Below are 24831 nucleotides of genomic sequence, written 5' to 3'. Positions count from 1 at the left end.
CGGCACATGAGCCTGGCATTCATCGATTTTCTCACCTATGTGCTGTTCGGCCTGAAGATACTCGCGATCGTCCTCGCAACGCTGATGTTCCTGCTGGGCCTGGATGACCTGTTCATCGACCTTTGCTACTGGGGCCGCAAGCTGATCCGGCGCTTTCGCATCTACGACAAGTACGAAAAAGCCGACGAAAAACGCCTGTTCGAGGTACCGGAAAAGCCCTTGGCCATCATGGTCCCGGCCTGGAACGAAGTGGGCGTGGTCGGTGAGATGGCGCGCCTGGCAGCCTCTACCATCGACTACGAGAACTACCAGATCTTCGTCGGCACCTACCCCAACGACCCGCAAACCCAGGCCGACGTCGACGCGGTGTGCCTGCACTACCCCAACGTGCACAAGGTGGTCTGCGCCCGCCCCGGCCCCACCAGCAAGGCCGACTGCCTGAACAACATCATCGACGCGCTGCTGCGCTTCCAGCAGGACGCCGGCATCCAGTTCGCCGGCTTCATCCTGCACGACGCCGAAGATGTGATCTCGCCCATGGAGCTGCGCCTGTTCAACTACCTGCTGCCGAACAAGGACATGATCCAGATCCCGGTGTACCCCTACGCACCGGAATGGAAAGGCTTCACCGCCGGCCACTATGTCGACGAGTTCGCCGAAAACCACGGCAAGGACGTGATCGTGCGCGAGGCCCTGACAGGCCAGGTGCCCAGCGCCGGGGTCGGCACCTGCTTCAGCCGCCGCGCCATCAGTGCGCTGCTCGAGGACGGCGACGGCATCGCCTTCGACGTACAAAGCCTCACCGAAGACTACGACATCGGCTTCCGCCTGAAGCAGAAGGGCATGAAGTGCATTTTCGCCCGCTACTCCATCAGCGACCCGGCGCTGACCCTGAAGCAGGAATGGCGCCCGGGCATGAGCCGCGAATTCTCCCAGGTGATCTGCGTGCGCGAGCACTTTCCGCGCGACTGGCAGCATGCCATCCGGCAGAAGTCGCGGTGGATCGTCGGCATCGTGTTCCAGGGCACCAGCAACCTCGGCTGGAGCCGCAAGGGCGCGCTCAACTACTTCCTCTGGCGTGACCGCCGCGGCCTGTTCGCCTACCTGCTGAGTTTCCTGGTCAACCTGTTGCTGCTGGTGTTGCTGGCCATGTGGCTGGTCACGGTGATTGCGCCGGAGTCGTGGCGCTTCATGTCGATCCTCAGCGACAGCTGGCTGCTGACCACCTTGCTGTGGCTGAACGGGCTGATGCTGTTCAACCGCCTGTTCCAGCGCGCCTGGTTCGTCACCCGCTTCTATGGCATTGGCGAAGGGCTGCTGTCGGCACCGCGGATGATGTGGAGCAACTTTGTCAACTTCTTCGCCAACCTGCGCGCCCTGCGCCAGGTGATGGAAATGGGTGACTCGCGGCGCGTGGCCTGGGACAAGACCACTCACGAATTCCCCGCCATCGCCGCCCCCGCCCGCACGCCGCTGGGCCAGCGCCTGGTAGCCAAGGGCCTGATCAGCGACGAACAGCTGCAACAGGCGATCACCAGCCCGGTACGCCGGCGCCTGGGCCGCGAACTGCTGCTGCGCGGCTGGCTGAACAGCGAACAGCTGGTCGCCACCCTGGCCGAGCAGATGGACCTGCCCTGGGCACCGCTCAACCCGTTCAAGCTCGACCCGCAGCTGATCGCCAAACTGCCGCGCAAGCTGGCGACGCACTATGGCGTGCTGCCGGTGGCCGAAGACGGCGACACGCTGGTGCTGGCCAGCGAAAGCCCGGTCAGCCAGGTGTCGCTGGGGGTAATCAGCCGCCACCTGAAGCGCCCGGTCAGCGCCCGCCTGGCGCCCCAGGGCCGGGTGACCCTGGGCCTGCGCTACCACTACCCAAGCCCCTGGCAGAAGCCGGAAACCCGCGACATGCTGGCCATCCTCGAGCGCCACCAGGACGACGAAGTGCTGCTGGAACAGGTCAGCCACCACCAGGTGATGCTCGGCGCCCTGCTGCAGGTGCGCGGCATGGTCCCGGTCACTTTGTTCAACCAGGCGCTGATCGACTTCGACCCGGAACACCAGAGCCTCGGCGAGCACCTGATTGCCCGCGGCATCATCACCGAGCAGGTGCTGCAGCAGGCCCTGATCGAACAGGCCAGCGAACAGCAGGCCGCCTTTGACCTGACCCGGGAGGTGGCATGAAGCCGCGCTTTTCCCTCACTTTCACTGGCTTGTTGCTGTGCTCCGCCGCCCTGCCCTGCGCCGCTTCGGCGCCGATGACCGACTTTCAGCGGTTCACCAGCTACCCGTTCATGGAGCGCAGCTACCGCGAAGCGAAGAAGGACAACTGGGCCGAGGTCGAACGCCTGACCCGCCACGTGCTGGGCCGGGTGCCGAACAACGACGAAGCCCGCGCGCTGCTGGTGGAGGCCCTGGCTCACCAGCGCCGCTACAAGGAGGCCGAGGCCCTTGCCGAACAGTTGGGCGACAGCCCCGAATACGCCAACGCCCTGCTTGAACTGCGCCTGGCCTGGATCGAACAAGACCCGCCGCCGGCCAGCCAGGTGGAACAGTGGCTGGCCAGCAGCGACGGCACCCACCGGGTACGCCTGTGGCAGGCCTATAGCCTGAGCCTGGCCAAATACGGTGGTGCCGCCAAGGCGCTGGACTGGCTCAACCATCTGCCGCCTCAGGGGGACGGCCAAGTGCTGCGTCTGGCCCGGGCCAACTTCGCCGAGCAACTGCGCAACTGGAAGGAAACCATCGAACAGCTGCAGCCGCTGGCCGACCAAGGCCAGTTGCCTGCGCAAGACTGGCAGCGCCTGGCCAATGCCTATATCCAGCAGGTAGATGAAAAAGGGCTGAACGCGCTGCTGCCCAGCGCCCCTTCCCCCGAAGCAGCCAACCAGGCCCGCCTGGCCATGGCCAACCGCGCCATCGCCGTCGGCCAGAACCAGCAGGCCCGGCATTGGCTGCAGGCACTGCCCGCCGCGCAGCTGAACCAGCCCGAGCAGCGCCAGCAACTGTGGGAGCTGGCCCGCGAAGGCGATGACGCGCCGCTGGTACAGCGCCTGAGCAACGAACTGCAACGCCCCTGCCTGGAAACCGTCGACTGGCTGTCGCGCCGCGACCCGGAGCTGGCGCGCGAGCAGTTCAAGGGCTGCACCGCCAGCACCGACCCAAGGGCCTACGCCGTGCTCAAGCAACGCCTGTACGGCGACCCGCCCCAGCCGCCGCAACCACGCACCGCCGCCGAATGGGAGCAGCGCTATCGGCAGAGCGGCGATATGGCCGCACTGGAGCAAGCCACCTTCCTGCTGATACAACAGGGCCATGGCGAACACGCCCGGCAACTGCTGGAGCAGGCCTACGACCGCCACCAGGGCCGCCTTGCACCGTCGCTGCTGCAGCGCCTGGGCAACCTGTATGCGCGCAACGACGGGCCGCTGGACAGCCGCCGCATGCTCGGCCTGATCCCTCGGGTCGACGCCAGTACCCGGGCCCAGCTGCTCGGCCGCCTGGCCGAGGCTGGCCAGTGCGATGCCGTGCGCCAGGCCGTACCGGCCACCCCGAGCGAGCCCGGCCAGTACCGCGCCTTGGGCCGCTGCGCCATGCCCGACCAGCCCGGCGAAGCGGTGGTCTACTACCAGGCCGCCGAGCGCCTGGGCGACAGCGAGAGCCGCTTGCCCCTGGCCTATGCCCTGGAAGCCGCTGGCGACTCCGAAGCGGCCCTGCCCATCTGGCGCACCCAGCCGGACAGCGCCTGGACCGACAACGCCCGCCTCACCGCCGCCCGTGGCGCGCTGAACGCCGGCGACGCACAAGCGGCCCGGCGCTATTGGGACGCCGCCGCGCACGATAGCGCCGACGACTGGGCCCTGGGTGCCGCCATCGCCCAGCGCCAAGGCGATTACCAGGCCGCGCTGGGCTTCCAGCGCCAGGCCCTGGCACACAACCCGCGGGCCGACCACTACTACGCTGCCTCCAGCACCGCGCAACTGGCTGGCGACAGTGCCCAGAGCAGCGCCTGGCTGGCCGAAGCCGTGCGCCTGGCCCCCGACCAGCCACGCTACCGCGCCGACTACGGCATGCGCCTGGCCAGCTCGACGGACAAGGCCCAGCGCCGCCAGTCGATCCCCTACCTGGAGCGCGCCACCCACGACTTCCCCGAGGACTACCGCCTTGGCGAGACGCTGGCCTTGCGCTACGACGAAGCCGAAGACAGCGCTTCGGCGCGCCGCGAACTGCGCCGCATCCTCGATGTGGAGCAGGACCTGGTCGACGGCGACGACGAATACGGCAGCCTGGAAGCCCGCAAGTACCGCCAGCGCCGCGCCCACGAAAGCCTGTCGCGGCGCGACACCATCACCCTGGCCAGCACCTGGTCGCCGGCCGGCACCTCGACCAACGACAAGTTCCTCGACAATGGCCAGCGCAGCGGCACTTCGCGCCGCGCGCAATCGCAGAACGTGCAGCTGGCCATGTGGGACCACGCACTGGGCGAAGAGCCCAGCCGCAACGGCAGCACTCTGTCGGTGTATGGCCGGGTACTGTTCGGTGGGCAAAGCCGCACCGACTACGCGCAAAGCATGGGCACCGGTGTCGGCCTGCGCTACAAGCCATTCGGCCAGGCCAACCTCAACCTGTATGCCGAGCTGTACCACCAGCGTCAGATCGACGAAGAGCACTATCGCGGGCTGAGCCTGGGCCAGCTGCTGAGCCCGGCCAAGGTCGGCGGCAACTGGGGCGACCTGCGTCACCACGCCGAATCGAGCAACGACCTGCTGTTGCGTGCCACCGCCTCGTTCCTCGACCAGGGCGACTGGCGCAACGACTGGCGGGTCGATGAAGACGACTGGAACGAGCGCTTCCTCTACCTCGACGCCGCCTGGTGGACCCGTGCCGGCGACCACGCCTGGCTGTCGCGCTACCAGCAGGGCCACGCCTGGAAGCTGCCGGGCAGCTCGCCGCAAACCATCATGCCCTATGGCTTTGTCGAGTTTTCCAGCCAGGACCCGAGCAACGACTGGCGCCAGGACGCCCGGGCCGGGGTTGGTGTGCGCTGGCAATGGTGGTTCGATGACGACCGCTACAACGCCTACCGCGGTTCGCTGAAAGTGCGTGCCGAATACCAGCAATCGCTGGGCGGCAATCTATACGAGCGCGCCAACGGCGTGCTGGTCGGTGCGGAGATGACCTTCTGATGCGTACGTTCCTGGCCCTCTGCCTGCTTGCCCTGTGCCTGCCAGCCAGCGCCGACCAGCGCCTGTTCTACCAACCCCTCAACCGCGACGCCAATGTCACCCCCGCCCAGTGGCAGCAACTGTGGCACGCCACCGTGGCCCAGGGCGGCAAGACCCTGATCGTGCAGTGGAGCGCCTATGGCGACAGCGATTTCGGCGGTGCCCAAGGCTGGCTGGCCGACAGCCTGCGCAGCGCGCGTGCCCAGGGCCTGCAACTGGTACTGGGGCTGTACATGGACCCGGCCTATTACCAACGCATCGACGAGCTGGACGGTGAAGGCCTGAATAGCTACTGGAAGGCGCAGCTGGGGCGCTCGCTCAGCCAGTACCAGCAACTGCGCCAGGCGTGGCAGTTGCCGGTGGACGGCTGGTACCTGCCCATGGAGCTGGACGACCATCATTTTCGCGAGGCCGAACGCCGTGATGCCCTGCGCAGCCAGTTGCAGGCCTTCAACCGGCAGTTGGACAAGCCTTTGCATATCAGCGCTTTCAGCGCTGGCAAACTCTCACCGCGGGTCAATGCCGCATGGCTGGATCAACTGGCCGGGTTGGGCTTGACTGTGTGGTGGCAGGATGGCGCCGGAACCGGACGCTTGCCCGCGTTGGTGCGCCAGGGCTACGAGCAGGCCTTGCCGTGCCGGGTAGGCGTGGTGCGCGAGGCGTTCCGCCAGGTGAGCGCGCCAGGCCAGGCGTTTCGGGCTGAGCCTGCCCAACCGAAGCTGGGCGCCGGGTGCCATGCCGAGGCGGTGTTCGACCTGCGTTACCGGCCATGGGCCCGGGGTGTTCTGCCCACCAATTGAGTCTCCAGGCCCGGCCTCTTCGCGGGTAAACCCGCTCCCACAGGGACCGCACAGATTTCCAGTGCTGTGGGAGGCCTGTGGGAGCGGGTTTACCCGCGAAAGGGCCAGGCCTGGTAAAGCAGTACTCTCAGGAGCCAGCGATGTTCAAGACCATCGAAGCCCACGTTCGCAAACAGGTCGCCCCCGCCGCCCTGCGCGCCGAATTCCGCCAGCACGAATTCGAGGCCATGCGCCCATTCTGCCTGCTGGTATTCTGCGTCAGCATCCTGATCTGGCTGGTCTTCGACCTGATCGTCAGCTTCCTCGGCGGCCAGGGTTTCACCTGGCTGTCCTATCTGTTCATCACCCTGCTCGGCGCCCTCACCGTGGTACTGCGGTTCGCCCGTCGCAGCCATCATTTCGATGTGCTCAACCTGCTGTTCATCGCCTCCATCACCCTGGGCATGCGCCTGGTGATCGAAGGCATACCGGTGGCCCTGCGCCCGGTGTGGCTGGTGCTCGGGGTCTCCACCGTGCTGTATGCCGTGTCGGTGCTACCGGTGCGGCGCTGGTCGTTCTTCTGCGCCATGGCCATCACCTGGGTGGTGCTCAACCCGTTCTACCACACCCGTATCGGGCCGGACGAACTCGAAGGCGCCATGCTGATCAGCTACGCGGTGTTCCTCAGCGGCCTGGTCATCTACAGCTACCTGCAGATGCGCAAGGCCAAGCTGCACAACTTCTACCTGTCCAAGGTGCTGCTGGACCAGGCCTATGTCGATGCCCTGACCGAAATCCCCAACCGCCGTTCGTTCATGGCCCAGGCCGACCGCCAGCTGCGCCTGGCCACGGCCGAGCAGTACCTGGCGATGATCGACATCGACAACTTCAAACGGGTGAATGACCGTTTCGGCCATGACGTGGGCGATGAAGTGCTCAAGCGCGTGGCCCTGCATATCAAGGCGAGCATGGCCGGTTACGAGTTTGCCCGATTGGGCGGCGAGGAATTCGCGATCTTTTTCCAGGGGCTGGATCAGCAAGGCGCCGAGCAACGGGTGGCGGCGCTGTGCCAACGGGTGCGCGAAGACGTTGGCGAGCACCCGGTGACTGTCAGCATCGGCCTGGCCCGGGTGGACCAGGGCGACAGCCTGACCACGGCGCTGGTGCGCGCCGACCAGGCGCTTTACGAGGCCAAGCACAGTGGCAAGGACCGGTTTGTGCTGTGGTCTGCCCGGCTGGCAGACGGCAATTAGCAGGCCCGGCCTCTTCGCGGGTAAACCCGCTCCCACAGGTGCTCCACAGTGTTTGAAATCTGTGCGGTCCCTGTGGAGGACCAGGGTTAGCAGGCCCGGCCCTTTCGCGGGTAAACCCGCTCCCACAGGTTCTCTACAGTGTTTGAAATCTGTGCGGTCCTTGTGGGAGCGGGTTTACCCGCGAAAGGGCCGGTACAGGCAGCCCATCACCCGGCAGGCAAGCGAATCCGGAACTGCGCCCCACCCAGCGCCGACTGCGCCACGGTCAAGGTGCCCCCTTGCCCCTCGATCGCCCGCCGGCTGATCGCCAAGCCCAGGCCAAACCCTCCGGTATTGCGGTCACGGCTACGGTCCAGGCGGTAGAACGGCTGGAAAATCCGCTCGCGCTCCTCCACCGGAATCCCAATCCCGTCATCCTCCACCGTCACCAGGCAGGCGCCATCGTCTTCCAGGCGCAAGCGCAGCAACAGGCTCTCGTCGCAGTAACGCATGGCATTGCGCACCAGGTTCTGCACCGCCCGTGCCGTCAGCCGTGGGTCCAGCACAAAACGCGGCAAATCCCCCTCGGCCCGCACCTCCCACTGGATACCCCGGCCATCGAGTTCCTCGGCAAAGCCGCCGAGTACACTGTCGACCAGCTCCAGCAACGACACCTCGACCCGCTCGCGGGCCTGGTCGGCGTTGTACAGCCGGCTGTAGGACAACAGCTCCAGCACCAGCTCATCCAGCTCACGCACATGCCCCACCAGTTCCAGCAGGCGCTTGCGGCTGGCCGGCGGCACTTCGTCGAACAGCAGCACCAGGCCGAAATCCAGCCGGGTCAGTGGCGTGCGCAACTCGTGCGACACCGCATTGAGCAGCTCGCGCTGCTGGTTGACGTGGCGCTCCAGGTCACTGGCCATGGTGTCGAACACCCCGGCCAGCTCACCGATGTTGGAGTGCGGCGAGATGTGCGTACGCTCGGCCATCTGCCCCTGGCCCAGGCGCCGGGCGGTCTCCTTGAGGCGCTCCAGGTCGCGCCAGTGCGGCCATACCCACAGCAGCAGGCAACCGAGCATGGCTGCACCGATCAGTACGGTCACGCCCCACGACAGCACGTTGATATCCAGCGGGTCTGGCGGTGAGTGCAGGCGCACCAGCCATTCCTTGTCCAGCGGCGCCAGCACCGTCTCGTAGTAGCCCCATTCGGCAATGCGCACGGCGTACAGGCCGTGCTCCAGGCGCGCCTGCTCGTCCTCGCTCAGGTCAGCCTGGTCCATGCGCAGCAGTTGCAGTTCCAGCGGTGCGAAATCACTGGCCAGCTCTTGCTCCACCGCCGGCCACTGCTCGCGCGGGGCCTGGCGGAACTGGCGCACGATAAGCGACTGCACGCCCTTGGCCTGGTCCAGGTTGTAGGCCATGAAGCGGTCCTGGAACAGGCCGACGATGGTGTCGGGGATGAACAACAGCGCACCGGCATAGGCAACGATGATCACCAGGTACAGCCGCACCAGAATCTTCAGCATGGGCGGTCAACACTCCCACTCGACACGGCTGAACAGGTAGCCCTTGCCCCACACGGTCTTGATCTTGCGCGCTTCGCCGGCGTTATCGTCGAACTTGCGCCGCAGCTTGGAGATGGCCACATCCACCGAGCGGTCGGTGCCGTTGAACTCGATACCCCGCAGTTGCTGCAGGATGCGGTCGCGGTTCAGCACTTCGCCGGCATTGCGCGCCAGTACCACCAGCAGGTTGTACTCGCCGCTGGACAGCTCCACCTCTTCGCCACGCCAGCTCACGGTGCGCTCGGCCAGGTCGATGCGCAGGCCACCGATCAGGATCAGGTCGTTGTCCAGGCGCGGCTCGTTGACGCTGCTGCGACGCAGCAGGGTACGCACGCGGGCCAGCAGTACACGCGGTTCGCAGGGTTTGGTCACGTAGTCGTCGGCGCCCATTTCCAGGCCCAGGACCTGGTCGTGGCTGTCGTCGCGGGCGGTCAGCATCAGGATCGGCAGGCCTTGCGATTCCTGGCGCAGCAGGCGGCACAGCTGCAGGCCGTCGATGCCTGGCAGCATCAGGTCGAGGATGACCAGGTCGGGCTTTTGCCGGCGGTACTCGTCAAGCACATGATCGCCACGGGCGATCACCTGGACATGGAAGTCGTTGCGTTGCAGGTAGCTGGCGATCAGTTCGGACAGGGCGCTGTCGTCTTCGACCAGGAAAATATTCGGCATAGGCGCTTGGAAGTCTGGGTTGTGGTAGGCCTTGCCGGCCTCTTCGCGGGTAAACCCGCTCCCACAGGGACTGCACAGGTTCCAGTGCTGTGCGGTCCCTGTGGGAGCGGGTTTACCCGCGAAGAGGCCGGTACAGGTACACGCAGAATATAGAACCCTACAGGTCGAGAGGATTGTTCTTCACACTTTTTCACACTCGTCCTACAGGTATTAACAGCCACGCAAGGAACGCCTGCCGTAGCATACCGGCGGTCATCATCGGAAGATCCGTATGTCTACTACCCTCCCCCCACGCTTGCGCCCGTTGGCGCTTCTGGCGTTCCTGAGCCTGTCCCTGGCCGGCTGCGACGACAGCGCCGAACAGGAAGAACAGGCCCCCACCCCGCAAGTGCGGGTGGAAACCCTGCAACTGCAGCCACTGGCCATCAGCAGTGAGCTAAGCGGCCGTATCCTCGCACCGCGCACCGCAGAAGTGCGTGCGCGCGTCGCGGGCGTGGTGCTCAAGCGGGTGTACCGCGAAGGCAGCGACGTCAAGAAGGGCGATGTGCTGTTCCTGATCGACCCGGCACCGTTCAAGGCCGACCACGACAGCGCCCGCGCCACCCTGGCCAAGGCCGAGGCCACCCTGTACCAGGCACGTCTGCAGGAGCAGCGCTACCGCGAGCTGGTCGACGACAAGGCCGTCAGCCGCCAGGAATACGACAACGCCAAGGCCAGCTACCTGCAGGCCGATGCCGCAGTGGCCGAGGCCAGGGCCGCCCTGGAGCGCGCCCGCCTCAACCTCGGCTACGCCACCGTGACCGCGCCGATTTCTGGCCGTATCGGCCGCGCCCAGGTCACCGAAGGCGCGCTGGTCGGGCAGAACGAGACCACGCCACTGGCGACCATCCAGCAGCTGGACCCGATCCACGCCGATGTCACCCAGTCGACCCGCGAGCTCAACGCCCTGCGCCGCGCCCTGCGTGCCGGCGAGCTGCAGCAGGTCGGTGACGGCCAGGCCCGGGCCACGCTGATCCAGGACGATGGCAGCACCTACCCGCTGCCGGGCAAACTGTTGTTCTCCGACATCAGCGTCGACCCCAGCACCAACCAGATCACCCTGCGCAGCGAGTTCCCCAACCCGGACCTCGACCTGCTGCCCGGCAGCTACGTGCGCGTGCGCCTGGAGCAGGCCGTGCAGCCCAAGGGCCTGAGCGTGCCGCAGCGCGCCATCCTGCGTGACAGCGCTGGCGTGCCCAAGGTGCTGGTGGTCGATCCGCAGGCACGGGTCAGCGACCGCCAGGTAGTACTGGGCAGCGCCCAGGGCGACCGCTGGATCGTCAGCGAAGGCCTGGCCCCCGGCGAGCGGGTGGTGGTCGAGGGCCTGCAACACGTCAAGGCCGGTGACCAGGTGCAGGTCGACAACGCATCAGGGGCATCGCCCATCGCACAGCACACTGGCCAGTGAGGGCCTGATTCATGCCGCAATTCTTCATCGACCGCCCGGTATTCGCCTGGGTGGTCGCCCTGTTCATCCTGCTGGCCGGTGCCCTGGCCATCCCGCAGCTGCCGGTGGCCCAGTACCCTAACGTGGCCCCGCCGCAGGTGGAAATCTACGCCGTGTACCCGGGCGCCTCGGCGGCGACCATGGACGAGAGCGTGGTCAGCCTGATCGAGCAGGAGCTCAATGGCGCCGACAACCTGCTGTACTTCGAGTCGCAGAGCAGCCTGGGCAGCGCCACCATCACCGCCACCTTCGCCCCGGGCACCAACCCGGACCTGGCCCAGGTCGACGTGCAGAACCGCCTGAAGGTGGTCGAGTCGCGCCTGCCGCGCCCGGTAACCCAGCAAGGCCTGCAGGTGGAAAAGGTCTCCACCGGCTTCCTGCTGCTGGCCACCCTCACCTCCGAAGATGGCAAGCTCGACGAAACCGCCCTGTCGGATATCCTCGCGCGCAACGTGATGGACGAGATCCGTCGCCTCAAGGGCGTCGGCAAGGCCCAGCTGTATGGTTCGGAACGTGCCATGCGCATCTGGATCGACCCGCGCAAGCTGATCGGCTTCAACCTCACGCCCAACGACGTGGCCGAGGCCATCGCCGCGCAGAACGCCCAGGTGGCCCCCGGCAGCATTGGTGACCTGCCCACCCGTGGCACCCAGGAAATCACCGCCAACGTGGTGGTCAAGGGCCAGCTGAGCACCCCGGAGGAGTTCGCCGGGATTGTCCTGCGTGCCAACCCGGACGGTTCCACGGTGACCATCGGCGATGTCGCCCGGGTCGAGATCGGTGCCCAGGAATACCAGTACGGCACGCGCCTGAACGGCAAGCCGGCCACCGCCTTCAGCGTGCAGCTGTCGCCGGGCGCCAACGCCATGGAAACCGCCACCCTGGTGCGGGCGAAGATGCAGGACCTGGCGCGCTACTTCCCCGAAGGCGTCAAGTACGACATCCCCTACGACACCTCGCCATTCGTCAAGGTGTCGATCGAGCAGGTCATCAACACCCTGTTCGAGGCCATGCTGCTGGTGTTCGCGGTGATGTTCCTGTTCCTGCAGAACCTGCGCTACACCCTGATCCCGACCCTGGTGGTGCCGGTGGCCCTGATGGGCACCTTCGCCGTGATGCTGGCCATGGGCTTCTCCGTCAACGTGCTGACCCTGTTCGGCATGGTGCTGGCCATCGGCATCCTGGTCGACGATGCCATCGTGGTGGTGGAAAACGTCGAGCGGATCATGGCCGAGGAAGGCCTGCCGCCCAAGGAAGCCACGCGCAAGGCCATGGGCCAGATCAGCGGCGCGATCGTCGGCATTACCCTGGTGCTGGTGGCGGTGTTCCTGCCCATGGCCTTCATGCAAGGTTCGGTGGGGGTGATCTACCAGCAGTTCTCGCTGTCGATGGCAGTGTCGATCCTGTTCTCGGCGTTCCTGGCCCTCAGCCTGACCCCGGCGCTGTGCGCCACCCTGCTCAAGCCGGTAGCCAAGGGCGAGCATCACGAACGCAAGGGCTTCTTCGGCTGGTTCAACCGCCGCTTCGAGGGCATGAGCAACGGTTACCAGCGCTGGGTGATGCAGGCGCTCAAGCGCAGCGGCCGCTACCTGCTGGTATACGCGTTGCTGCTGGCGGTGCTGGGCTATGGCTTCAGCCAGCTGCCCACGGCGTTCCTGCCCACCGAAGACCAGGGCTACACCATCACCGATATCCAGCTGCCGCCGGGCGCCAGCCGCATGCGCACCGAACAGGTGGCGGCACAGATCGAGGCGCATAACGCCGAAGAGCCCGGCGTGGGTAACACCACCTTGATCCTGGGTTTCAGCTTCTCGGGCAGCGGGCAGAACGCGGCACTGGCCTTCACCACGCTCAAGGACTGGTCCGAACGCGGCGCCGACGACAGCGCCCAGTCGATTGCCGACCGCGCGACCATGGCCTTCACCCAGCTCAAGGACGCCGTGGCCTACGCCGTGCTGCCGCCGCCGATCGACGGCCTTGGCGAGTCGACCGGCTTCGAGTTCCGCCTGCAGGACCGCGGCGGCATGGGCCACGCCGAGCTGATGGCCGCCCGCGACGAGCTGCTGGCCAATGCCGGCAAGAGCAAGGTGCTGACCAACGTGCGCGAAGCCTCGCTGGCGGAAAGCCCGCAGGTGCAGCTGGAAATCGACCGCCGCCAGGCCAACGCCCTGGGCGTGTCGTTTGCCGATATCGGCTCGGTGCTGGATGTGGCCGTGGGTTCCAGCTACGTCAACGACTTCCCCAACCAGGGCCGCATGCAGCGGGTGGTGGTGCAGGCCGAAGGCGACCAGCGCAGCCAGGTCGAAGACCTGCTGAAGATCCACGTGCGCAACGACAGCGGCAAGATGGTGCCACTGGGCGCCTTCGTCCAGGCCAGGTGGGTCAGCGGCCCGGTGCAGCTGACCCGCTACAACGGCTACCCGGCGGTGTCGATTTCCGGCGAACCGGCGGCCGGCTACAGTTCGGGCGAAGCCATGGCCGAGATCGAGCGCCTGGTAGCCCAGCTGCCGGCCGGCGCCGGCCTGGAATGGACTGGCCTGTCGCTGCAGGAGCGGCTGTCCGGCAGCCAGGCACCGATGCTGATGGCGCTGTCGTTGCTGGTGGTGTTCCTGTGCCTGGCAGCGCTGTACGAAAGCTGGTCGATCCCCACCGCAGTACTGCTGGTAGTACCGCTGGGCGTGCTCGGTGCGGTGCTGGCGGTGACCCTGCGCGGCATGCCCAACGACGTGTTCTTCAAGGTCGGCCTGATCACCCTGATCGGCCTGTCGGCGAAGAACGCCATCCTGATCATCGAGTTCGCCAAGAGCCTGGTCGACCAGGGCGTCGATGCCGCCGACGCCGCCGTGCAGGCCGCGCGCCTGCGCCTGCGGCCGATCGTGATGACCTCGCTGGCGTTCATCCTCGGCGTGGTGCCACTGGCCATTGCCAGCGGCGCCAGTTCGGCCAGCCAGCAGGCGATCGGCACCGGGGTGATCGGCGGCATGCTCAGCGCCACCTTGGCAGTGGTGTTCGTGCCGGTGTTCTTCGTGGTGGTGATGCGCCTTGCCGGGCGACGCCAGGCGGGTAATGCCGACACGCAGGCCGTGACCAGCGAAAGCTGACTGGACAAGCCCCGCGTGAAATGGGAGGGTTCCCGGCAATGACTGCCCGGACCCCTTTTTCATGCCTGATGCCCTGCCCCCCTGCTCCATCCTCATTCTCGCCGGTGGCCGCGGCCAGCGCATGGGCGGCCGCGACAAGGGCCTGGTCGACTGGCAGGGCGAACCGCTGGTGGCGCATGTGCAGCGCGTGGTACGGCCGCTCAGCGATGACCTGGTGATTTCCTGCAACCGTAACCAGCAGGCCTACCGGGCGTATGCCGACCAGCTGGTGGGCGATGCCGAGGCGGACTACCCCGGGCCGTTGGCGGGGGTGATTGCCGGGCTCAAGGTGGCGCGGCATGAATGGGTGGTGCTGCTGGCCTGTGATGCACCGCTGGTTGACCGGGGGTTGATCGAGGACCTGCTAAGGCTGGCGGTGACCAGTGACAGTGCGGCCATGGTGCGCCAGGGTGGGTACTGGCAGCCGATGTTCAGCGTGCTGCCACGCCGGGTGTTGCCAGTGCTGGAGCAGGCCTGGGCGGCGGGCGAGCGGAGTTTGCAGAAGGCCTTGCTGCGTGAAGCGGTGCAAGGGCTGGAATGTGCCGACGATGATCGCAGGTTGAGCAACTTCAACAGCCCGGAGTTGCTGCAAGGCTGAGGTCATCTGCTGCCTGTGCTGGCCTCTTCGCGGGCACGCCCGCTCCCACAGGTTCTCCACTGCCCTTGAGGCCTGCGCGGTCCTTGTAGGAGCGGCCTTGTGTCGCGAAAGGGCCGCAAAGCGGCCCCGGGATTTCAGCAGCGATGCATGAATTGCCGGGGCTGCTGTGCAGCCCTTTCGCGACACAAGGCCGCTCCTACAGAGGCCCCATTTCCCTTCAGCTGGTGATTTACCCGGCAGACAATTCCTCGACACTGATCTCGCGCATGCGGAACTTCTGCACCTTGCCGGTCACCGTCATCGGGAACTCATCGACAAAGCGGAAGTACCGCGGCACCTTGAAGTGCGCGATCCGCGCCTTCGCCCAATCGCGCAGTTCCTCCGCACTGGCCGTATGCCCCGGGTGCAGCCGCACCCAGGCCACGATCTCTTCACCGTACTTGCTGCACGGCACGCCAATCACCTGCACATCGGCCACCGCCGGGTGGGTGAAGAAGAACTCCTCCAGCTCGCGCGGGTAGATGTTCTCGCCGCCGCGAATGATCATGTCCTTGCTGCGCCCGACAATACGCACATACCCCTGCTCGTCCATCACCGCCAGGTCGCCGGTGTGCATCCAGCCGTCCTCATCGATGCTTTCGGCCGTGGCCTTGGGGTTGTTCCAGTAGCCCAGCATCACGCTGTAACCCCGCGTGCACAGCTCGCCAATCTCGCCACGCGGCACGCTGTTGCCATCGGCATCGATCACCTTGTTCTCCAGCCGCGGCTGGGTGCGCCCGACGCTGGTCACGCGGCGCTCGAGGTCGTCGCTGGCGCCGGTCTGCAGCGACACCGGGCTGGTTTCGGTCATGCCGTAGGCAATCTGCACCTCGGCCATGTGCATCTCGCCGATAACCCGGCGCATCACTTCGATCGGGCAGGTGGCACCGGCCATGATCCCGGTGCGCAGGCTCGACAGGTCGAACTCGCCGCGCTGGGGGTGGTCCAGTTCGGCGATGAACATGGTCGGCACACCATACAACGCCGTGGCCTTTTCTTCCGCCACCGCACGCAGGGTGGCCAGCGGGTCGAAGGCGTCGTTGGGGTAGATCAGGGTGCTGCCGTGGGTCATGCAACCGAGGTTGGCCATGACCATGCCAAAGCAGTGGTACAGCGGCACCGGCACCACCAGCCGGTCATGCTCGGTCAGGCCCAGGCTTTCACCGACCATGTAGCCGTTGTTGAGGATGTTGCTGTGGCTGAGGGTGGCGCCTTTCGGGAAACCGGTGGTGCCCGAGGTGTACTGGATATTGATCGGGTCGTCGCAGCGCAGCTGTGCCTGGCGCTCGGCCAGGGCTTCGCGGCTTACGGCCGCGGCACGGGCCTGCAGGTCGTGCCAGGCCAGGAAGCCCGGCGGTGGCGCGACGGCCAGGCTGACCACACCGCGCAGCTCGGGGAAGCGTTCGCAGATCAGGGCGCCCGGCTGGCCGCCGGCCAGGCCCGGGACCAGCCCCAGCAGCATGGCGTGGTAGTCGGAGGTCTTGAACGCGTCGGCGCAGATCACCCAGCGGCAGCCGGACTGGCCGAGGGCGTAGTCCAGTTCGCTGGAGCGGTAGGCCGGGTTGATGTTGACCAGGATCGCGCCCACCTTGGCGCTGGCGAACTGGGTGATGCACCACTCTGCGCAGTTGGGTGCCCAGATACCGAGGCGGTCACCGGGCTGCACGCCCAGGGCCATCAGCGCACGGGCATGCTGGTCGACGGCTTCGGCCAGTTGCTGCCAGGTGTAGCGCAGGGCCTGGTGGCAAACGACCAAAGCGTCACGTTCGGGGAAGCGGGCGACGGTGGTGTCGAAGGCGTCGCCGATGCACTGGGTAAGCAGGGGTTTGTCCTGGTTGCCCTGGGAGTAGCTTGGCTGGGGCATGGGCGGTCTCTTGTTGTTCTTGTGTTGATTGAGCGGGCCTCTTCGCAGCACAAGGCTGCTCCTACATTGGAGCGCAGTAGCCTGTAGGAGCAGCCTTGTGCTGCGAAAAGGCCAGTGAAGCCACCCTGGAGCTAACGGATGAACACCTGCGGCGTAGTGGTGGACATGTCCCCACCCGGCAACTTGATGTTCTTCACTTTCTCCAGCGTATCCGGGTTGAACACCGCCAGGTCATTGAAGGTGCCGCCCAGGTACAACTTGTCGCCCTTCGTGTCGAAGGCCACGCAGTAGTAAGTGTGGTCCAGATTCGCCGCCTTGATCAGCTTGCGCTGTTCGAGGTCGTACTTGGCCAGCCGGTTGAGCACGCCGTAGATCTGGTTCGGGTCTTTCGGCGAACGCAGCCCGGTGAAGTACAGCTCGGTCAGGTCGGCAAATTCCTGGGTGTGGGTCTTGCCGGTCTTGAGGTCGACGCTCAGGTAGCCATACAGCAGATCGGCGGTGGCCGGGTCCTGCTTGTCATCCTTGAACCTGGCAATGGTGTACAGCATCGAGAACTCGTGGCGCGGGCTCTGGTGCGGCCAGAAGTACAGCACGTCCGGGGCGCTGTAGCCTTTGCGGTTCCAGTTGCGCAGCGGCAGGGCCACCGTGTACTTGCCGGTCTTCACGTCCATCTTGTAGATGTCCGGCCCGGCGACGTACAGGCTGCCATCGTCCGCCGCACGCATCAGGTACACCTGGCGCGGCATCGGGAAGGTGCGCACCGGCTTGGCCTCCAGGCCATCGGCCGTGCTGAACACTTCCAGCCGCGGTGGCTTGACCACGTAGTGATCGTTCAGGCGCTGGGTCGGGTTGACCGTGGCGTACACTTCCTTGCCGTCCGGGCTGATGGCGAACGAGTACATCGACCGGCCCACCTCACCCGGCACACTGGACAGGTTGGCGTGGAAGGTATTCTTGCAGGTGTCCAGATCGATGCCGTAGATGTCGCCGTAGTGGTTGTTGAGCACGTAGGCGGTGCGGTTGTCCGGCGCCATCATCGCGGTGCCGGGGCCGAACTTGTCGGGCATCACGCAGCTCTTGTACACCGTGTCACTGGCCACATCGACCACGTGCAGGTTGTTCGGGTAGTTGGTCACGATCATGTATTCGTGGCCAGCCTTCAGCGCCGGCCCGGTGTCGGCGGCCTGTGCCAGCCCGGCACAGGCCGTGGCGGCGATGGTGAGCGCGAGTGACGCGCAGCGTCCAGCTTTCATGCGGTTTCCCCTTGTCATTCTTGTTGGGCCGGTCACTTGTCTTTCGGGAACACGGTGCCGAGGTTGCGCCAGTCTTCCGCCGAGTTGCTCGCCTGGGCGTTCCAGTCCTGGTAGGTGCTCATCATGTCCGGCACCTGGGCCGGCCACCAGCAAGGGTCGGAGCAGCCATACAGGTCGGCCTCCATCGGCTGGCACAGCGAGCTCACGCCACCAAAGGCGTCCACTTCCCAGCCCGGGTCGGTGGTGGCGGTGCAGCCCGCCACTGCGCTCATGGCCATGACTTCTTCGACGCGGTCTTCGGCGGCGGCCTGCTCGAGGATGCGCGCCTTGTTGTTCAGGGGCTTCAAGTGCTTCATGTCAGTGCGCCTTCCGCGGGGTGATGTAGCGATCGATGAAGGCCGGGTTGGCGGCCATGATGCGGCTGTAGACTTCGATGCCGAAGTCGACCCAGTCGCGCATCAGTTCGCAATAGTGGTAGGTCGGGTGCTGCGGGTCGCCATAGCGGGCATAGCTTTCGTGGTAGCAGCCGCCGGAGCACAGGTTGCGGATGCGGCAGCTGTCGCAGCCGGTGTTGCTGCGGTCCAGGCGCTGCGACAGGAAGTCGTTGAGCTGCGCCTGCTTCACGCCCTGGTGCACATTGCCGAAGGTCGGCAGGCTGGAGCCGGTGAAGCGGTGGCACAGGTTCAGCTCGCCCTCATGGTCCACGGCCAGCATCTTCAGCCCGGCGCCGCACGGCAGGGCCTTCTTGTGGCCTTCGTGGATGTCGGTGATCAGCTGGTGCAGGTTGGAGAAGCCGATGTTGCGGTGCTCCAGCGCAGCCTCCAGGTAGCGCCGGCCCAGCGCCTTCATGTTGGCGAACACCTGCACCAGTTCTTCGCCGGTGAGGTTGAAGTTGGCCATGTCACCGGAGGTGACCGGGGCAAAGCCGACTTCAGCGAAGCCCAGTTCGTTGAACAGGTGGTTCCAGATGGTCTCGACGTCGGTGATGCCACGGGTCAGCGTGACCCGCGCACCCACCGGGCGGCTGTGGTAGCGCGACAGCAGCATGTCGACCTTGCGCCGCACCACGTCATAGGTGCCCTGCCCGCCCACGGTGATACGGTTGCGGTCGTGCACGGTCTTGGGGCCGTCGATGCTGATCGACAGGCCGAAGCGGTGGGCATTGAGCCAGTCGATGATCTCTTCGGTGAGCAAGGTGGCATTGGTGGTCATGATGAACTCCACCTGCTTGCCGGCCTCGGCGAAGCGCCGCTCGCAGTAGGCGACCATGTGCTCGATCAGTGGCCGGTTGGACAGCGGCTCGCCACCGAAGAACACCACGCTGTAGCGCTGCTCGTCGGGCGACTCCTTGAGCAGCATCTCCACCGAAGCCTCGGCGGTGGCGATACTCATCTTCTTGCCCGCGGACGGTTTGTCCAGGTCTTCCTTGTAGCAGTAGGTGCAGCTGAGGTTGCAGCCGGTGTTGACGTTCAGCACCACGGTGTTCAGCGCCGTGCGCTCGACCTGCTTGAGGGCGATTTCCGGGGTCAGCGGCGAGCCGTCGCTGACCAGTTCCAGCGCGATCAGCTCGCGCAGGGTGTCCTGGATATCGCTGCCGGCAAACTGCTGGCCAAGGCGCTGCATCAGCTCCTCGGCCGAGCAGCCTTGCTGGCGCAGGGTGTCGATGATGCCGCCGGTCACCGCGTCAGCGGTGAACAGCGAACTGCTGGGGATATGGAACAGCATGCGGTCGGCGTCGACCTGCACTTCATGCAGGTTGCGTTCGACCAGGTTCAGTAGCGCGCCCATGGCGACCTCCCGATAATCGATCCGTTGGAAAACCGTAAGCCCCTGCCGTTACGGCAGCGGTGGGTTGTTCCAGCGCTGTACGGTGACGATCATGTGCCCTTCGCCAGTCTGGCCACCGTCGGCCAGGGTGGCGATGACCTTCAGGTTGCCGGCGTTGTTGGTCATCATCTTGCGCTCCGGGTTGGGGCCGGCACCGCCTGGCACGAACACGCCATCGGCCTGCATCTTCCCGGCGAACTTGACGTCTTCGTCCTCGACCGCACGCTCGTTGAACGGCTCGACCTTCCAGCTGGCCGGCAGGTAGCCGATGCGCAGCGGCTGGCCATTGGCGTCCTTGCCCCAGGCTTCGGCCTCGAAGCGGCCCTGCACCTTGGGCACCGAGGCGCCGTTTTCGCCGATGCGGGCGATGGAGAACGCCGGCACCACTTTAACTTCCTCGACCTTGTCGTACACCGCCAGGTTGACGCCCTTGAGCGCCCCTACGGCGACTTCGCGCTGGCCAGGCTTGGCATCGGCCGCGGCGCGGGCCTTCACCCGTACCAGGGTCGGGGTCTGCTCCAGCACCTTGATCACTTCCACGCCAGCGCCCAGGTCCGGTTTGCCGGCCAGGCCGCTGCCGACCAGGGTGATCTCGCTTTCGCCACCGGCCTTGATGAATGCCGGTTGTACCGCCAGCAGGCGCGCCTTGCCCTCCTTCACCGCGGTGAAGTCCAGGCCACGCTCATCGTGCTCGGCCTCGAACATGCGGCCCTTCATTTCGCCATCCAGCGCGGCGAACACCTGGCGCAGGTTGGCGTCGCCGACCTTGACGTTGCCACGCCATTCATAGCCGTTGTAGAGGATCGCCGAACCGCTGCCATTGAACGGCGTGCCGTCGGCATAAGCGCCCTTGACCTCGACCTTGAAGGTATCGCCCTGGTCAGGCGTGACACTCATCACCCCGCGCACATCGCCCTTGGCCAGCATGTGACCGCTGAATGCCCACTGGCCCGGCAGCGCGTTGGCCTTGGGCCTGGCTTTCTGCCATTCGGCCCAGGCCGCGCTTTCCAGCGGGTAGCGCTTGGCCAGGTCCGGCACCACTTGCTGCAGGGCGATCGGCAGCCAGTCGCGGTCACGCGCCTGGGCCTGGTATTCGAGGGACGGCCACTGGCCGAGATGGAAGTTGACCAGGTGCTCCCATTCCTTGGCCGGGCGCCGCTGCAAGGCGACACGGGCACCGGAGTGGCAACGGCCACAGGTTTCGCTGAGCTGGGTGTCGAACTGCTCGACGGTATTCAGCCGGCGCTCCATGGCATAACGCACGCCATCGGTTTCGCTGGGCGCCAGGCCCTGCTTGTCGGCCAGGTACTTGACCAGGGTGCGGCGGTCGTCGTCGCTGATCTGCAGGCCGTGCATCAGCTGCATGCGGGCGATGCTCATCAGCCAGCCTTCCGGCGTCTTGCGCTGGTGGCTGATACGGCTGTAGGTGTCGTTGCCTTCGGGGATATGGCACCCCATGCACTTGTTCTGCAACAGGCTCGGGCCCTGCTCGGCCGCCATGGCCTGGGTGCTCAGCAGCGCGGCGGCGACCAGCGCCAGTTTGCCCGCATGCCGCCGGAGTCGAGTCGTCTTCAAGGTCAGACCTCCACGGTTGTTGTTCTTATCGTTTTCGCACGCTTTGGTACAGCAGGTGTGCATGTGACGGTTGCGATACAGGAACTGTGCCAGGTGCTGTAAAAGTTTTTTCTTTCAACCTGTTAGCCGGTTTTTCGGCCTTGGCCAGGAGCAGGTATGGCCAATTGCAGCGTGCCATTTCGCGACAGGGTGTTTCATCCTGAGACAAGGGCCTGCTGCGCAGGCCTTCGCGGGCATGCCCGCTCCTACAGGTATCGCACCGGCTCCAGGCATTGTGCATTCCCTGTGGGAGCGGGCGTGCCCGCGAAGAGGCCGGAACAGCCACTGTTTCACCACCGTCTCACACCGTCTCAATGTGCAACAGCGCAACCCTGCAATCCCAACCTTGCGCCAGGACAAAACCCAACCTGTTCAACGGCTTGCGGCCATCTACCGACCTTGGCACGCCCATTGCGCCTATGCCTGTCACATCCAATGACAAGAGGCACCGTCCCATGCTTTCCGAACTGCCCATCCTGCCCGCCACCCGCGCCTTTCTCGAACGCAAGCTGAAGATGCGCATCGGCGCCGACTGGCAGGACGCCGCCAGCGGTCGCACCCTGTCGTTCCGCAACCCGGCCACTGGCGAGGTACTGGGTGAAGTGCCCGCCGCCGAGGCCGAAGATGTCGACCGCGCCGTGCGCGCCGCGCGCCAGGCCTTCGATGATTCGCCGTGGAGCCGCCTGCGCCCACGCGATCGGCAGAACCTGCTGTGGCGCCTGGCCGACCTGATGGAGCGCGACGCCCGCCAGCTGGCCGAACTGGAATGCCTGAACAACGGCAAGAGCGCCGCCGTTGCCCAGGTGATGGACGTGCAACTGGCCATCGACTTCCTGCGCTACATGGCCGGCTGGGCCACCAAGATCGAGGGTAGCACCGTCGAAGCCTCGATGCCGTTGATGCCCAACGACCAGTTCCATGGTTTCGTGCGGCGCGAGGCAGTGGGCGTGGTCGGCGCCATCGTCGCCTGGAACTTCCCGCTGCTGCTGGCCTGCTGGAAGCTCGGCCCGGCCCTGGCTACCGGTTGCACCGTAGTGCTCAAGCCCGCCGACGAAACACCGCTGAGCGTGCTCAAGCTGGCTGAGCTGGTGGACGAAGCCGGCTACCCGGCAGGTGTGTTCAACGTGGTCACCGGCACCGGCCTGAACGCTGGCGCCGCACTCAGCCGCCACCCCGGCGTGGACAAGCTGACCTTCACCGGCTCCACCGAGGTCGGCAAGCTGATCGGCAAGGCGGCCATGGACAACATGACCCGCGTCACCCTGGAACTCGGCGGCAAGTCGCCGACCATCGTCATGCCCGACGCCAACCTGCAGGAAGCCGCCGCCGGCGCGGCCACGGCGATCTTCTTCAACCAGGGCCAGGTGTGCTGTGCCGGGTCCCGCCTGTACGTGCACCGCAAGCACTTCGACAACGTGGTGGCCGACATCGCCGGCATCGCCAACGGCATGAAGCTGGGCAGCGGCCTGGACCCGGCGGTGCAGATGGGCCCGCTGATCTCGGCCAAGCAGCAGGACCGCGTCACCGGCTACATCGAGCTTGGCCGCGAGCTGGGCGCGACCATCGCCTGCGGTGGCGAAGGCTTCGGGCCGGGCTACTTCGTCAAGCCAACGGTGATCGTCGATGTCGACCAGCGCCACCGCCTGGTGCAGGAAGAAATCTTCGGCCCGGTGCTGGTGGCGATGCCGTTCGATGACATCGACGAAGTGATCGGCATGGCCAACGACAACCCCTATGGCCTGGGTGCGAGCATCTGGTCCAACGACCTGGCCGCCGTGCACCGGATGATCCCGCGCATCAAGTCGGGGTCGGTGTGGGTCAACTGCCACAGCGCCCTCGACCCTGCCTTGCCCTTTGGCGGCTACAAGATGTCCGGCGTCGGCCGTGAGATGGGGGCGGCTGCCATCGAGCACTACACCGAGCTGAAATCGGTGTTGATCAAGCTCTGATCTTCAGCCTGTACCGGCCCTTTCGCGGGTAAACCCGCTCCCACAGGATCACCACAGGCCTGAACACTGTGGGGTCCCTGTGGGAGCGGGTTCACCCGCGAAGAGGCCGGCACAGGCAACCCGAAAACAACAACAAAAACATGGAGCACACCATGAGGCACAAACTCGCCTGCACATTGGCCCTGCTGTTCGCCGCCCCGGTCACCCAAGCCTACGAGCTGTACAACCACGACGGCACCACCCTCAACGCCGACCTCGAAGCCCTGTTCGGCGCCTTCCACAGCGACGAAAGCTTCAACCTGGCCGGCAACCGCAAGCCCGGCAGTACCGCCTGGCAGGAAGGCTACGTCAAATATGGCCTCAGCGGCAGCCAGGCCCTGGCCGACAGCGGCACGCTCTACGGCGCCTTCAACCTGCTCAGCTCCGCCACCTGGGGCGACGGCGATGCCGCCGGCCTGACCCTGGGTGACGAGCGCCGTACCGCCATCGAAGACCTGTACCTGGGCTGGCGCTCGGCCAACCTGTTCCCGGCCCTGGGCGAAGACGGCGTGGACATTTCCGGCGGCCGCCAGGTGGTGACCCTGGGCGACGGCTTCCTGATCCAGGGCGACCCGGTGAACCTGGGCAAGGTCGACCTGGGCGCCAACTTCGACCGCGGCGGCGCCTACTACCTGGCCGCACGCAAGGCCTTCGACCGCACCGCCGTGCTGCGCCTGGGCGGCAAGCAAGGCTGGCGCAGCGACCTGATGTGGCTGAAGTCCGACAACCACTACCAGGCCGACACCTCGCTGGCAGTGGCCAACCTGGAGCACGTCGCCGACGCCGGCACCGTCGGCCTGAGCTGGATCCGTGGCCTCGACGTGGACCAGCGCTACGCGCAGATCATGGGCCTGGAACACCGCGACGGCATGGACACCGCCAGCCTGCGCGGGCGTGGCAACCTGGGGGTGAAAGACCTGGAGCTGGCCGCCGAGTACGTGACCCAGGACAAAACCGGCGGGCGGGAGAACGCCTGGTACCTGGAGGGCAACTGGACCTTCTCCGAACTGCCCTGGTCACCCACCGCCACCTACCGCTACAGCCGCTTTTCCGAAGATTTCGACCCGCTGTTCTATGGCCTGAGCCGTGGCTATGGCACCTGGTTCCAGGGGGAGGTGGCAGCCAACTATGCCGGGCCGTTCAACAGCAACAGCCAGGTGCATCACGTGGCGTTGAAGGGCAAACCACGGGACAACCTGACCGTCGGCGCGCTGTACTTCGACTTCGATACGCTGGACACCGACCAGGGCAACCTGGGCGGGCGGGAGCTGGACCTGTATGTGGAATGGATGGTCAACGACCACCTGCTGATCAGCCCGCTGGTAGGGTTCTACAAACCGGAACGCAGCGCAGCCAATGGCGGGACGCAGCTGGGTGGGCGGGATACCGGCACCTATATGCAGCTGATCGTCGGGACTTTCTTCTGATTCGAAATCCTGGGGCTGCTGCGCAGCCCATCGCGACACAAGGCCGCTCCCACAGGTACAGCGCTGCCATCAAGGTTTGTACCGGACCTGTAGGAGCGGCCTTGTGTCGCGAAAGGGCCGCAAAGCGG

General features: G+C 65.9%; 16 protein-coding genes. 9 read left to right on the top strand and 7 right to left on the bottom strand.

The genetic code is table 11. From position 1 onward, the window contains the following. The first annotated feature begins 6 nt into the window (after positions 1 to 6). The 4 genes from nfrB to ABIB24_RS02150 all read left to right on the top strand — a co-directional run bounded on the left by nfrB (position 7) and on the right by ABIB24_RS02150 (position 7254). Positions 7 to 2181 (top strand): cyclic di-3',5'-guanylate-activated glycosyltransferase NfrB, encoded by a 2175-nt coding sequence (gene nfrB, locus ABIB24_RS02165; protein WP_354316051.1) that lies wholly within the window; start codon positions 7 to 9, stop codon positions 2179 to 2181. Then, complete coding sequence (locus ABIB24_RS02160; protein WP_274119903.1) at positions 2178 to 5183, top strand: phage receptor; 3006 nt, start codon at positions 2178 to 2180, stop codon at positions 5181 to 5183. Before nfrB ends, ABIB24_RS02160 begins: the two co-directional genes overlap by 4 nt. Next, positions 5183 to 6022 (top strand): DUF4434 family protein, encoded by an 840-nt coding sequence (locus tag ABIB24_RS02155; RefSeq protein ID WP_354316049.1) that lies wholly within the window; start codon positions 5183 to 5185, stop codon positions 6020 to 6022. Before ABIB24_RS02160 ends, ABIB24_RS02155 begins: the two co-directional genes overlap by 1 nt. Before the next feature lie 140 nt (positions 6023 to 6162). After that, positions 6163 to 7254: a GGDEF domain-containing protein gene (locus tag ABIB24_RS02150; protein ID WP_289514772.1), complete on the top strand. Its 1092-nt coding sequence runs from the start codon at positions 6163 to 6165 to the stop codon at positions 7252 to 7254. Between the two features lie 206 nt (positions 7255 to 7460). On the opposite strand, the gene ABIB24_RS02145 is transcribed toward ABIB24_RS02150, so the two are convergent. Both ABIB24_RS02145 and ABIB24_RS02140 read right to left on the bottom strand, forming a co-directional pair. Next, on the bottom strand, positions 7461 to 8759 hold the full coding sequence (locus ABIB24_RS02145) for an ATP-binding protein (protein WP_013972839.1): 1299 nt from the start codon (positions 8757 to 8759) through the stop codon (positions 7461 to 7463). Between the two features lie 6 nt (positions 8760 to 8765). Continuing rightward, on the bottom strand, positions 8766 to 9467 hold the full coding sequence (locus ABIB24_RS02140) for a response regulator (protein ID WP_003259958.1): 702 nt from the start codon (positions 9465 to 9467) through the stop codon (positions 8766 to 8768). 271 nt (positions 9468 to 9738) lie between these two features. On the opposite strand from ABIB24_RS02140, the gene ABIB24_RS02135 reads away from it, so the two are divergent. The 3 genes from ABIB24_RS02135 (at position 9739) to mobA (ending at position 14691) form a co-directional block, all read left to right on the top strand. Continuing rightward, positions 9739 to 10914, top strand: a complete 1176-nt coding sequence (locus ABIB24_RS02135; RefSeq protein ID WP_354316047.1) for an efflux RND transporter periplasmic adaptor subunit — start codon at positions 9739 to 9741, stop codon at positions 10912 to 10914. A gap of 11 nt (positions 10915 to 10925) precedes the next feature. Further along, on the top strand, positions 10926 to 14054 hold the full coding sequence (locus tag ABIB24_RS02130) for a multidrug efflux RND transporter permease subunit (protein ID WP_274079204.1): 3129 nt from the start codon (positions 10926 to 10928) through the stop codon (positions 14052 to 14054). 61 nt (positions 14055 to 14115) lie between these two features. Continuing rightward, entirely contained in the window at positions 14116 to 14691 is a 576-nt protein-coding gene (gene mobA, locus ABIB24_RS02125) for a molybdenum cofactor guanylyltransferase MobA (RefSeq protein ID WP_085665539.1), read from the top strand. 229 nt (positions 14692 to 14920) lie between these two features. Here mobA and ABIB24_RS02120 read toward each other — a convergent pair whose 3' ends face one another. From ABIB24_RS02120 to peaA, 5 genes are all read right to left on the bottom strand, one after another. Beyond that, entirely contained in the window at positions 14921 to 16594 is a 1674-nt protein-coding gene (locus tag ABIB24_RS02120; protein WP_354316046.1) for a fatty acid CoA ligase family protein, read from the bottom strand. Positions 16595 to 16725: 131 nt separating this feature from the next. Then, positions 16726 to 17847 (bottom strand): quinohemoprotein amine dehydrogenase subunit beta, encoded by a 1122-nt coding sequence (gene peaD / locus ABIB24_RS02115; protein WP_286919114.1) that lies wholly within the window; start codon positions 17845 to 17847, stop codon positions 16726 to 16728. A 32-nt stretch (positions 17848 to 17879) separates the two neighbouring features. Beyond that, the gene (qhpC, locus tag ABIB24_RS02110) at positions 17880 to 18203 is read right to left on the bottom strand and encodes a quinohemoprotein amine dehydrogenase subunit gamma (protein WP_004375838.1); all 324 of its coding nucleotides are present in this window, start codon (positions 18201 to 18203) and stop codon (positions 17880 to 17882) included. A gap of 1 nt (position 18204) precedes the next feature. Beyond that, entirely contained in the window at positions 18205 to 19635 is a 1431-nt protein-coding gene (gene peaB, locus ABIB24_RS02105) for a quinohemoprotein amine dehydrogenase maturation protein (protein ID WP_286919113.1), read from the bottom strand. Positions 19636 to 19683: 48 nt separating this feature from the next. Further along, entirely contained in the window at positions 19684 to 21249 is a 1566-nt protein-coding gene (peaA, locus tag ABIB24_RS02100; protein WP_354316043.1) for a quinohemoprotein amine dehydrogenase subunit alpha, read from the bottom strand. Between the two features lie 494 nt (positions 21250 to 21743). Here peaA and ABIB24_RS02095 point away from each other — a divergent pair, with 494 nt between their 5' ends. Both ABIB24_RS02095 and ABIB24_RS02090 read left to right on the top strand, forming a co-directional pair. Then, the gene (locus ABIB24_RS02095) at positions 21744 to 23237 is read left to right on the top strand and encodes an aldehyde dehydrogenase family protein (RefSeq protein WP_085665543.1); all 1494 of its coding nucleotides are present in this window, start codon (positions 21744 to 21746) and stop codon (positions 23235 to 23237) included. Positions 23238 to 23389: 152 nt separating this feature from the next. Beyond that, positions 23390 to 24703, top strand: coding sequence for an alginate export family protein (locus tag ABIB24_RS02090; protein ID WP_274079208.1), 1314 nt, complete (start codon positions 23390 to 23392; stop codon positions 24701 to 24703). Positions 24704 to 24831 lie beyond the last annotated feature (128 nt).

The organism is Pseudomonas sp. UYEF17, from assembly GCF_040546125.1.
GTDB lineage: Bacteria > Pseudomonadota > Gammaproteobacteria > Pseudomonadales > Pseudomonadaceae > Aquipseudomonas > Aquipseudomonas putida_Z.
The sequence above is the reverse complement of the archived record's forward strand: the minus strand, read 5'-3'. Positions and strand labels throughout refer to the sequence as shown.

Coding starts and splice junctions, on each gene's coding strand:
- ABIB24_RS02160 (WP_274119903.1), top strand. CDS start 2,178: ATGAAGCCGCGCTTTTCCCTCACTTTCACTGGCTTGTTGCTGTGCTCC.
- mobA (WP_085665539.1), top strand. CDS start 14,116: ATGCCTGATGCCCTGCCCCCCTGCTCCATCCTCATTCTCGCCGGTGGC.
- nfrB (WP_354316051.1), top strand. CDS start 7: ATGAGCCTGGCATTCATCGATTTTCTCACCTATGTGCTGTTCGGCCTG.
- ABIB24_RS02095 (WP_085665543.1), top strand. CDS start 21,744: ATGCTTTCCGAACTGCCCATCCTGCCCGCCACCCGCGCCTTTCTCGAA.
- ABIB24_RS02155 (WP_354316049.1), top strand. CDS start 5,183: ATGCGTACGTTCCTGGCCCTCTGCCTGCTTGCCCTGTGCCTGCCAGCC.
- ABIB24_RS02090 (WP_274079208.1), top strand. CDS start 23,390: ATGAGGCACAAACTCGCCTGCACATTGGCCCTGCTGTTCGCCGCCCCG.
- ABIB24_RS02150 (WP_289514772.1), top strand. CDS start 6,163: ATGTTCAAGACCATCGAAGCCCACGTTCGCAAACAGGTCGCCCCCGCC.
- ABIB24_RS02135 (WP_354316047.1), top strand. CDS start 9,739: ATGTCTACTACCCTCCCCCCACGCTTGCGCCCGTTGGCGCTTCTGGCG.
- ABIB24_RS02120 (WP_354316046.1), bottom strand. CDS start 16,594: ATGCCCCAGCCAAGCTACTCCCAGGGCAACCAGGACAAACCCCTGCTT.
- qhpC (WP_004375838.1), bottom strand. CDS start 18,203: ATGAAGCACTTGAAGCCCCTGAACAACAAGGCGCGCATCCTCGAGCAG.
- peaD (WP_286919114.1), bottom strand. CDS start 17,847: ATGAAAGCTGGACGCTGCGCGTCACTCGCGCTCACCATCGCCGCCACG.
- peaB (WP_286919113.1), bottom strand. CDS start 19,635: ATGGGCGCGCTACTGAACCTGGTCGAACGCAACCTGCATGAAGTGCAG.
- ABIB24_RS02145 (WP_013972839.1), bottom strand. CDS start 8,759: ATGCTGAAGATTCTGGTGCGGCTGTACCTGGTGATCATCGTTGCCTAT.
- ABIB24_RS02140 (WP_003259958.1), bottom strand. CDS start 9,467: ATGCCGAATATTTTCCTGGTCGAAGACGACAGCGCCCTGTCCGAACTG.
- ABIB24_RS02130 (WP_274079204.1), top strand. CDS start 10,926: ATGCCGCAATTCTTCATCGACCGCCCGGTATTCGCCTGGGTGGTCGCC.